The sequence below is a fragment of the Streptomyces sp. NPDC048257 genome (assembly GCF_043201855.1).
Classification (GTDB): domain Bacteria; phylum Actinomycetota; class Actinomycetes; order Streptomycetales; family Streptomycetaceae; genus Streptomyces.
The window spans coordinates 264,499-272,154 of record NZ_JBICZI010000007.1 but is presented as its reverse complement, the minus strand read 5'-3'; the positions used below and the strand labels follow the sequence as shown (position 1 = coordinate 272,154).

At 71.8% G+C, this 7,656-nt stretch carries 7 protein-coding genes; 2 read left to right on the top strand and 5 right to left on the bottom strand.

The features are described from left to right. The first annotated feature begins 890 nt into the window (after positions 1 to 890). Positions 891 to 1,889, top strand: coding sequence for a tryptophan--tRNA ligase (gene trpS, locus ACGFZK_RS18055; protein ID WP_393849834.1), 999 nt, complete (start codon positions 891 to 893; stop codon positions 1,887 to 1,889). A gap of 51 nt (positions 1,890 to 1,940) precedes the next feature. Here the strand turns inward: trpS and proC are convergent, their stop codons facing one another. The 5 genes from proC to ACGFZK_RS18030 form a co-directional block, all read right to left on the bottom strand. Then, a complete protein-coding gene (gene proC, locus ACGFZK_RS18050; RefSeq protein WP_393849833.1) occupies positions 1,941 to 2,750 on the bottom strand; it encodes a pyrroline-5-carboxylate reductase in 810 nt (269 codons plus the stop codon). A 100-nt stretch (positions 2,751 to 2,850) separates the two neighbouring features. Then, entirely contained in the window at positions 2,851 to 3,606 is a 756-nt protein-coding gene (locus tag ACGFZK_RS18045; protein ID WP_393849832.1) for an ABC transporter permease, read from the bottom strand. Further along, positions 3,603 to 4,448, bottom strand: coding sequence for an ABC transporter ATP-binding protein (locus ACGFZK_RS18040; protein ID WP_393849831.1), 846 nt, complete (start codon positions 4,446 to 4,448; stop codon positions 3,603 to 3,605). The genes ACGFZK_RS18045 and ACGFZK_RS18040 overlap by 4 nt, the downstream gene beginning before the upstream one ends. Positions 4,449 to 4,503: 55 nt before the next feature. Then, positions 4,504 to 5,034: a hypothetical protein gene (locus tag ACGFZK_RS18035; protein WP_393849830.1), complete on the bottom strand. Its 531-nt coding sequence runs from the start codon at positions 5,032 to 5,034 to the stop codon at positions 4,504 to 4,506. Positions 5,035 to 5,100: 66 nt separating this feature from the next. After that, positions 5,101 to 5,403: an SH3 domain-containing protein gene (locus tag ACGFZK_RS18030; protein ID WP_393849829.1), complete on the bottom strand. Its 303-nt coding sequence runs from the start codon at positions 5,401 to 5,403 to the stop codon at positions 5,101 to 5,103. 106 nt (positions 5,404 to 5,509) lie between these two features. Here ACGFZK_RS18030 and ACGFZK_RS18025 point away from each other — a divergent pair, with 106 nt between their 5' ends. Next, on the top strand, positions 5,510 to 7,648 hold the full coding sequence (locus tag ACGFZK_RS18025; protein WP_393849828.1) for a serine/threonine-protein kinase: 2,139 nt from the start codon (positions 5,510 to 5,512) through the stop codon (positions 7,646 to 7,648). Positions 7,649 to 7,656: the final 8 nt, after the last annotated feature.

Genomic DNA, 7,656 nt, shown 5'->3' with positions numbered 1-7,656 from the left:
TAATCGGGTGCACACATCACTTAGAGCGGGCACGTCATGTCGGAATAAGACCGACGCGCCACAACGTCCTCGCTGTGTTTGTTGCCTGCAAGCACTCCACAAGGAAGCCCTACAGGTCTTTTTCAAAGGAACCTCATCCACCGAAGTGGACGGGGTATCAACTTCTGGCGTTGATTTTTGGCACGCTGTTGAGTTCTCAAGGAACGGACGCTTCCTTTGTACTCACCCTCGCGGGTTTTCCTCCGGGCTTTCGTTCTGTTCTTGCGTTTCCGACTCTATCAGAGCCAGTCCCGCTTCGCTTTCCAGGTTCTCGCTTTCGCGTTTCCCTTTCCGGCGATTCCGACTCTATCAGATCCTTTCGGGCCTGACCCCCGGTCAGCGGGGTTTGCCGTCCGGGCTGTTGGGCCCTTTCGACGAGTGAGACAGTAGCGGATTCCTTGCCCCCGAACCTAATCGGCAACTGCGTCCTGGAACGCGGATTCCTCATTCGCAAATACGCATGAAAACAAGACGACGGAGTGCGTCGTTCGTTCGAATGTGTAGTGCGGGATGGCTGTCCGGGGACCGACCGGGGTCGGCGCTCACTTCGGACAACTCGAAGAACCTTACGGATCGGGCACACCTGTGTCAACCCCTGCTGGGCCGCCGCGCGGAGTCCGCGAAACCCACCGCGTCCTCGTCCCCCTCCGTCTACGCTGGACCCATGACTACGCATGCGCTCACGCTCAGCCTTCGCTGGTGGGCCGCCTGACGGCGGCCGACCCTCACGCGAGCACGCGTGCGCTCACGGCCGCCGCTACGGCGGCCGTTTTTGTTTCTCCCCTCCCGGGAGTGACTCGGTCGCCCGACGCGGTGGCACCGACACCACTCACACACAGGGAGAGCGGGACATGAAGAGGATCTTCAGCGGGATCAAGCCCACCGGGCACCTGACGCTGGGCAACTACCTGGGGGCCGTACGGCACTGGGTCGCAGCCGACCAGGAGCCCGAGTCCGCGCTGTTCTGCGTCGTCGACCTGCACGCGCTGACCGTCGAGCACGAGCCGGCGCGCGTACGAAGGCTGAGTCGGCAGGCGGCCACGCTGTTGCTGGCCGCCGGGCTGGATCCCGAGCGCTGCACCCTCTTCGTACAGAGCCACGTCGACGAGCACACGCGGCTGGCGTACCTGCTGGAGTGCACCGCCACCGACGGGGAGCTGCGGCGGATGATCCAGTACAAGGAGAAGGCGGCGAGGGCGCAGGCCTCCGGGGAGGGCGTGCGGCTGTCGCTCCTCACCTATCCCGTGCTGATGGCCGCCGACATCCTGGCGTACGACGCGGAGGAGGTGCCCGTCGGGGAGGACCAGCGGCAGCACGTCGAGCTGACCCGTGACCTGGCGGTGCGGTTCAACCAGCGGTACGGGCACACGTTCACCGTGCCGAGGGCGACGCATCCGGCGGTGGCCGCGCGGGTCATGGACCTGCAGGAGCCGACGTCGAAGATGGGGAAGTCGCACGAGAACACGGCGGGGATCGTCTATCTGCTCGACGAGCCCGGGGTCGTGCGCAAGAAGGTGATGCGGGCGGTCACCGACAGCGGGGACGGCGCGTTGGTCTACGACCGGGAGGCGCGGCCGGGCGTCGCGAACCTGCTGGACATCCTGGCGGCGTGTGCCGGGGGTGATCCGGCCGTGCTCGCCGAGGGGTACAGCGGCTACGGGGCGCTGAAGCGGGACGTCGCCGACGCCGTGGTCGAGGTGCTGCGGCCGGTGCAGGAGCGGCATGCGGAGCTGGCGGGCGATCCGGCGGCGGTGGAGAAGGTGCTGCGGGAGGGCGCGGGGCGGGCCAGGGCCCTGGCGCGGCCGGTGGTGGACCGGGCGTACCGGGCCATCGGCTTGCTGGAGCCGTGACGGGTGGGGGTCCCGCAGGCCGCGGGACCCCCACCGACGGGTCAGGGTGTCTCAGCTGTTCCCGGAGGCGAGCTCGCGGCTGCGGTCGCGGGCCGCTTCGAGGGCTGCGATGAGGGCGGCGCGTACGCCGTGCTTCTCCAGCTCGACGATGGCGTTGATCGTCGTACCGGCCGGGGAGGTGACGGCCTCGCGGAGCTTGACCGGGTGTTCGCCGCTGTCGCGGAGCATTACGGCGGCGCCGATGGCGGCCTGGACGATCAGGTCGTGGGCCTGGGCGCGGGGCAGGCCGAGGAGGATGCCGGCGTCGGTCATCGCCTCGACGAGGAAGTAGAAGTAGGCGGGTCCGGAGCCGGAAAGGGCGGTGGCCGCGTCCTGCTGGGACTCGGGGACGCGCAGGGTCTTGCCGACGCCGCCGAAGATCTCCTCGGTGTGGGCGAGGTGTTCGGCGGTGGCGTGGCTGCCGGCGGAGATGACGGACATGGCCTCGTCGACGAGGGCGGGGGTGTTCGTCATGACGCGGACGACGGGGGTGCCGGGGCTGAGCCGTTCCTCGAAGAAGGCGGTGGGGACGCCGGCGGCGCCGCTGATGACCAGGCGGTCGGCCGGGACGTGCGGGGCGAGTTCGTCGAGGAGCTTCGCCATGTCCTGGGGCTTGACGGTGAGGATGAGGGTGTCGGCGCGCTTGGCGGCCTCGGCGTTGGAGACGGCCTCGACCCCGTAGCGGGCGCGGAGTTCCTCGGCCCGTTCGGCGCGGCGGGCGGTGACGAGGAGCTTCGAGGCGGGCCAGCCGCCGCGGATCATTCCGCTGAGCAGGGCCTCGCCGATCTTGCCGGTACCGAGGACTGCGACTGTCTGGGTCATGCCCGATTCACCTCGCCGAACTGTTCTTGCACGTGAGCTACGTCTACGTCCTCATCCTTGCACCCGGGCGGGGAACGGGGAGGCGCTGTCCGGAGTGCGGTCAGGGGGTGCGGCGGCGGAGGGTGACCGCGCCGAGGGCGAGTACGAGCAGGGCGCAGGCGGCGACGATGCCGGCGTCGCGGACGAAGTCGGCGGTCATGTCGGTGTGGGTGAGGACCTGGGTCATGCCGTCGACGGCGTAGGACATGGGCAGGACGTCGGACAGGCCTTCGAGGACCGGGTGCATGGTGGCGCGGGCGGCGAAGAGTCCGCAGAGGAGGAGCTGGGGGAAGATCACGGCCGGCATGAACTGGACGGCCTGGAACTCGGAGGCCGCGAAGGCCGAGACGAACAGGCCGAGTGCGGTGCCGAGGAGTGCGTCGAGGAGGGCCACGAGGAGGAGCAGCCAGGGGGATCCGACGACGTCGAGGCCGAGGACCCACAGGGCGAGACCGGTGGCGAGGACGGACTGGAGGACGGCGACGGCGCCGAAGGCGAGGGCGTAGCCGGCGATGAGGTCGCCCTTGCCGAGCGGCATGGCGAGGAGGCGCTCCAGGGTTCCGGAGGTGCGTTCGCGCAGGGTGGCGATGGAGGTCACCAGGAACATGGTGATGAGGGGGAAGATCCCGAGGAGTGACGCGCCGATGCTGTCGAAGGTCCTGGGGCTGCCGTCGAAGACGAAGCGCAGCAGGGTGAGCATCAGGACGGGGACCAGGAGCATCAGCGCGATGGAGCGCGGGTCGTGGCGGAGCTGGCGCAGGACGCGGGCGGCGGTGGCGGCGGTGCGGGCGCCGCTCATGGCGGTCGTGGCGGTCATCGGCTCTGCTCCCGGGTGACGGTGGCGGTGGGCGCGGTGCTGGCGTCGGCGGTGTTGGCGTCGTCGGCGGCGGCGTTGGCCTCGTCGACGAGGCGCAGGAAGCCCTCCTCGACGGTGGCGGAGTGGGTACGGGTGCGCAGTGCGTCGGGGGTGTCCCGGGCGAGGATGCGGCCCTCGCGCATGAGGAGCAGGTCGTGGCAGCGCTCGGCCTCGTCCATGACGTGGGAGGAGACGAGGATCGTCGCGCCGCGGGTGGTGGTGATGTCGTGGAAGAGGTTCCACAGGTCGCGGCGCAGGACGGGGTCGAGGCCGACGGTGGGTTCGTCGAGGACCAGGAGCTCGGGGGTGCCGAGCAGGGCGACGGCGAGGGAGACGCGGCTGCGCTGGCCGCCGGAGAGGTTGCCGGCGAGGGCGCCGGCACGACCGGTGAGGTCGACGTCGGTGATGGCGCGGGTGACGGCGGCTGCGCGGCGGTCGGCGGCTGCGCGGCCGGGGTCGAGGATGGCGGCGAAGTAGTCGAGGTTCTGCCGGACGGTGAGGTCGTCGTAGACGCTGGGCGCCTGGGTGACGTAGCCGATGCGGGAGCGGAGCCGGGGGTCGCCGGCGGGGTGGCCGAGGACGTCCAGGGTGCCGGTGACGTGGGCCTGGGTGCCGACGATGGCGCGCATGAGGGTGGACTTTCCGCAGCCGGAGGGGCCGAGGAGGCCGGTGATGCGGCCGCGGGGCACGTCGAAGGCGAGGGAGTCCAGGACGGTGCGGGGGGTGCGGCCGGTGCCGCGGCGGACGGTCAGGTCATGGGCGTGTACAGCGGCGGGGGCTCCCTCGGCCCGATTATTCATCATGTGATGAATAATGCTCCTGGAGGTGCCGGGCGTCAATCACCGGGGTGGAAGCGGGCTACTTCTTGCGCTTGGGGCGGCGGCCGGCCGGGTTCCCCGTACGGGTGCTGCGGCGGCGGGCGTATTCGGCCCGGGCCTGCTCGTACTCGGATCGGCGGAGCTTCTCGCCCGGCGCTTCCCCGAGGCAGCGCAGGAAGTACGCGATGAGGGAGCCGATGAAACCGATCGTCTTCAGGCCCTTGAGGGCGGCCTCGTCGGAGGACGGGGCGGGGCGGCTGCTGTAGGAGCCCCAGGTCTTGACGAAGGCGATGGAGCTGGCGATCGCGAAGAGGACGACGACGGAGATGCTGAGGAAGGGGCCGACGTTGCCGATCTCCAGACCCTCGTAGGAGAGGCGGAGCAGCACGGCGGCGGCGACGGCGGTGGTCAGCGAGCCGACGGCGAGGGCGACGCGGCGCAGGGCGTAGCCGCCGTCGTGGTTCACCCAGGTGGTGCCGAAGAACCGGATCGGCTCGGGCTGCGGGCCGGCGGGCACCGGGGCCTGCGCGGCCGGCTCGGCGGGGGTCTGGTCTCGCTGGTCGTCGCTCACGTCAGCGATTATCCCTCGCCGGGCCGGCCGGACCGGGTGTGTCTCACGTGTCAGACGGGTCCGCGGTCAGCCGCACTGGGTGACGACGTAGCCGTCACTGCCGGTCTTCACGTACGCGTCGGAGACGAACCGGCCGTTGCCGATGCAGTCCCAGATGTCGGTCGTGCCGTACGGGCCGGACACGGTCGTGCCGTCGCACTGGCAGCGGAGCGTGACGGTCGCACCGTAGGGCAGGACGTCGATCACCGAGTAGTTGGTGCCGGGGCCGCTGCGGACGTTCAGCCGGTGGCCGGGAGCGACCGGGTAGGACGGGTAACCGGAGCCGGACGCCAGGCTCTGGACTTGGCTCGAATCGCTCTCCACCGACATGCGAAATCTCCCCCCATGGGCGTTGCCGTGCGCAACTCGCGCAGGGTAGCAGGACCTTGGAGAATCGCACGGGTCATCGACTAGGCTCCGGCGGGGGTGGTCAGCGGTGCAGTCGCTGCGCGGGGATCGGGCGGGCTTTCCGGAGTACGCCGGGCAGTACCGGCTCGAATCGGTGCTCGGCTCCGGGGGGATGGGCGTCGTCCATCTGGCCACGTCCGGCTCGGGGCTGAAACTCGCCGTCAAGATCGTGCACCCCGAGCACGCGGTGGATCCGGAGTTCCGGGCCCGGTTCCGGCAGGAGGTCGCCGCGGCCCGCCGGGTGAGCGGGGCGTTCACCGCGCCCGTCGTGGACGCCGATCCCGATGCCGAACGGCCTTGGATGGCCACGCTGTTCATCGACGCGCCGACGCTCTCCGAACGGGTACGGGAAAAGGTGCTGGACCCCGTCGAACTGGCCCGGCTCGCCGCCGGCCTGGCCGAGGCGCTGCGGGACATCCACCGGGCGGGCGTGGTGCACCGCGACCTGAAGCCCAGCAACGTGCTGATGGCTCCGGACGGGGTGCGGGTCATCGACTTCGGGATCTCCCGGCCCACGGACAGCGACCTGCGGACCGAGACCGGGAAGCTGATCGGCACCCCTCCGTTCATGGCGCCCGAGCAGTTCCAGCGCCCCCGCGAGGTGGGAACGGCCGCCGACGTGTTCGCCCTGGGGGCGGTGCTCGTGCACGCGGCGACGGGGCACGGGCCGTTCGACTCGGACAGCCACTACCTGGTGGCGTACCAGGTGGTGCACAGCGAACCGGATCTGACCGGGCTGCCGCCGCAGCTCGTGCCGCTCGTCGCACGGTGCCTGTCCAAGGATCCGGCGGAGCGGCCCACCGCCGAGGCGCTGATCGCCGAGATGCGGGCGCTCGCGTACCCGACCGGCGAGGACACGCAGGCCTTCATCCCCCGGCCGCGGGAGCCCGTCGAGGCGGAGCAGCTCACCCACCGCAGGGAACGGCCCGCCGCCGTGCCCGGGGCGCAGCCCCGCCCGCAGCCCCGCCGGCGGGCCCGGATGGCGGTCGGGGCCGGGGTCGGGCTGCTGCTCGTGGGCGGCACCGTCGGCGGGTACCTGCAGTTCGGAGCGGCGGCCGGGCCGCCCGAACGGATCGCCGCAAAGACGGGTCCGGCGGCGCAGAAGGGCTTCGCCCCGTGGGCGGTCCCCCTGGGCAAGCCCGCCACCGGCAGCCGGATCGGGGCCTGCTCCTGGCAGGCGGCGGCCCTCTACTGCGCCGGACCGGGCCTCGCCGCGGCCCGGCTCGACCCCGCCGACGGCTCCACGGTGTGGGCGCAGGAGGGGACCGGACCGGCGAAGGGGCCGGCGGCCGTCAGCGCGCCTCTGCACGCGGGCGGACAGGTCCTCGTCGTGGTGCCGGGCAGCGAAACGCTCCAGGCACTGGATCCGGGCACGGGGGCGGAGCGTTGGAGGCACCGGCTCCCGGGCGGGTCGCAGGCCGTGGTCGCGGGCGGGCAGCTCCTGCTGGTGGGGACCGGCGGCAGCGTCACCGCACTGGACCCGGCGACCGGCACACCGCGCTGGACCAGGCAGATCGGCGGGGCCGGATCCGTCTGGTGGGGCGACGGCGGGCCGGAAGGCGGAGCACCCGGGCTGTACGTGGCGACGCCCGAGAGCGACGGCGGGTCCACACAGGTGGCCGCGGTGGACCCGGCGAACGGGACCGTGAGCCGGCACCTGCGGACGGCCGGGCGGCTGCGCCCGGTCGGTACGGCGCAGGGCGGGCTGTACCTGCTGGACCTCGACGCGTCCTCCCGGACCACCGCCGTCGTACGCGCCGACCTGGCGACGGGCACGGTGCACCGGGTACGGCTGGCGGCGCCGCTCTTCGACGCGGAGGCGACGGTGGGCCAGGACGGGACCACCTACCTGTTCGGGACCTCCGGCGCGCTGGTCGCGGTGGGGGCAGCCCAGGAGGTCTGGCGGTCGGAGACGGGCGTGACGGTGGCCTCCCGCCCGGTGTTCGCCGACGGCCGGGTCTGTCTGTCGGCCCCGGACGGACGGCTGCTGGCCGTCGACGCCGCCAGCGGCCGGCCCGCGGGGCAGACCCGGCCGCGGATGGCCGACGGCAAGGCCGCCTACGCCTCGACGCTGCCCGCGCCGGTGGTCGGGGACGGGCGGCTGTTCGGGAGCGCGCCCGACGGGACGGTGTTCGCGGTGGCCGCGGGCGCTCCTGCCGACTGGTGAGACGCGGG

Bases quoted from the DNA above. Each gene is read 5' to 3' on its own strand.
- trpS (WP_393849834.1), top strand. From the start codon at position 891: ATGAAGAGGATCTTCAGCGGGATCAAGCCCACCGGGCACCTGACGCTG.
- proC (WP_393849833.1), bottom strand. From the start codon at position 2,750: ATGACCCAGACAGTCGCAGTCCTCGGTACCGGCAAGATCGGCGAGGCC.
- ACGFZK_RS18045 (WP_393849832.1), bottom strand. From the start codon at position 3,606: ATGACCGCCACGACCGCCATGAGCGGCGCCCGCACCGCCGCCACCGCC.
- ACGFZK_RS18040 (WP_393849831.1), bottom strand. From the start codon at position 4,448: ATGATGAATAATCGGGCCGAGGGAGCCCCCGCCGCTGTACACGCCCAT.
- ACGFZK_RS18030 (WP_393849829.1), bottom strand. From the start codon at position 5,403: ATGTCGGTGGAGAGCGATTCGAGCCAAGTCCAGAGCCTGGCGTCCGGC.